The following is a 1,545-nucleotide window of genomic DNA, read 5'->3' as shown; positions in this document are numbered from 1 at the left end:
GGACGCGCCGTGGGACGCCATCGAGCGCGCGGTCCTTCCGCTGTTTGCCGAGGTACCCGTTGGCCGAACGGGAGAGCCGGAAGAGGTCGCACGTGCGGTGGCCTTCCTGGTGAGCCCGTTGGCCGGGTACATCACCGGGACTAATCTTCGGATTGATGGGGGACTTTCGCCGGTGATTTAGTTACGTTACCAATAACCAGGGAACACGATGGAAGCTATGAAGCATCTGACGCTGCCTGTTTCGATCACGTGGCTCTGCCTTTTGAGCGTTTCCTTTGCAGCGTCGGCGGGAACAGCAAAGGTCGAGACCACAACCATCCCAACGGACGTTTGCAGCGTCTTGAAGAACCCTCGGGCGTTCGTCAACCAGGTGATTCGCGTTCGAGGATTTGTTTACCTCGGCGAGGATCATATGAACATCGCTGAAAGGCTATGCGCTGGCCGGGGTATTGAGTTGGTGATCAAAACGGAAGCGGTTATGAAACATAAGGATGTTCACCACTTCTACGTCCAGATGAACCGCCAGGGGCGGCACGGCATAGCGACCATAACGGGCTTGTTTCAGCTTGATCCCGATCCGGTGACGCCCTATGTGCTCAACATTCAACATGTGAAGGATGTGGTGCCCAGCCATTAAGTGGGTGGCGCTTTCGAGCCATCCATCGACGGTAACGGCTCCCAGGAGGGGCCGTGCTTTCTCGGTCGATCCAGCGGTCGGATCATCACACCAGTCACCATCATTCCGACAGGTGGGCGCCTTACAAAAGACACGTTCCCGGACGGGACTGACGTTACGCTTCATCCGACTGACCCTGCGCATGGACTGCCCATATGAACTCTGTGACGATCCGTTATTGGCCAGTGCGGCTGGCCGTGCGTGGATGCCTCCTGACAGTTGCACTCTTGCTCTCCGCTTGCAGCGCCGACCAGGCCATCATCTGGGAGGCCCACTCACGGTCCCCCGACGGTCACTACCAGGCCAATGCGGCGACCACCCAGCAAAGCGGGCCGGGTAATGCGGCGCTCTACACCGTGGTCAAGCTCAGCCAACGGGACGACGACGAGGGTTTCGACATTGTCACGCTTTCCCATAAGAGCACGCGCGAGCTGACAGGGGGTGCCGTGACGATGACGTGGGTCGATGGGAAGACGCTGAACGTGGCGTACGAGCCGTCGGCGACGGTAGACTTCCAGGCGGTTAAAGGCGCCGGTGTCACCATCGAGCTCGTGCCGCGCTCCCGCTGAGGTGAGCTGTGAATCGAGCTTGGCTTTCGGTAGATGGCGTCAACCAGGATTGGCCCCTTGGAGAGCCATCGGCTTTCTGCCGTGCGACGTTTCACGACAATCCGGTGCCACGGGAGTAGGCGCGAAGATGCCGAAGAACGCGGCGGTTCAACGATTGAGCTTCACCCGTTCATCAAAGTCGCGCGCACGAGGTCGGATGTTCGAGAGCAGCAGGGCGAGAATCCTGGTCATGGCTTGGTCGACAATATTTGAACGAGGCTTTCATCGTTCTGGTTATGGTAAATAATGTCCTTTATCCGC

Annotated in this window: 3 protein-coding genes; all 3 read left to right on the top strand. The window is 58.6% G+C overall.

Features of this window, described 5'->3' with window-relative positions:
- On the top strand, positions 1 to 181 hold a 181-nt coding region (locus AC1DT2_RS22955; protein ID WP_477298979.1), incomplete at its 5' end, for an SDR family oxidoreductase.
- 36 nt (positions 182 to 217) lie between these two features.
- Entirely contained in the window at positions 218 to 637 is a 420-nt protein-coding gene (locus AC1DT2_RS22950; protein ID WP_477298978.1) for a hypothetical protein, read from the top strand.
- Between the two features lie 194 nt (positions 638 to 831).
- Positions 832 to 1,245: a hypothetical protein gene (locus tag AC1DT2_RS22945; protein ID WP_477298976.1), complete on the top strand. Its 414-nt coding sequence runs from the start codon at positions 832 to 834 to the stop codon at positions 1,243 to 1,245.
- The last annotated feature ends 300 nt before the right edge of the window (positions 1,246 to 1,545 follow it).

The organism is Luteibacter sp. P4_E6, assembly GCF_056401535.1.
The sequence above is the reverse complement of the archived record's forward strand: the minus strand, read 5'-3'. Positions and strand labels throughout refer to the sequence as shown.

What these genes read in the sequence shown, in the direction of transcription:
- AC1DT2_RS22950 (WP_477298978.1), top strand. Translation starts at nt 218, where the DNA reads ATGAAGCATCTGACGCTGCCTGTTTCGATCACGTGGCTCTGCCTTTTG.
- AC1DT2_RS22945 (WP_477298976.1), top strand. Translation starts at nt 832, where the DNA reads ATGAACTCTGTGACGATCCGTTATTGGCCAGTGCGGCTGGCCGTGCGT.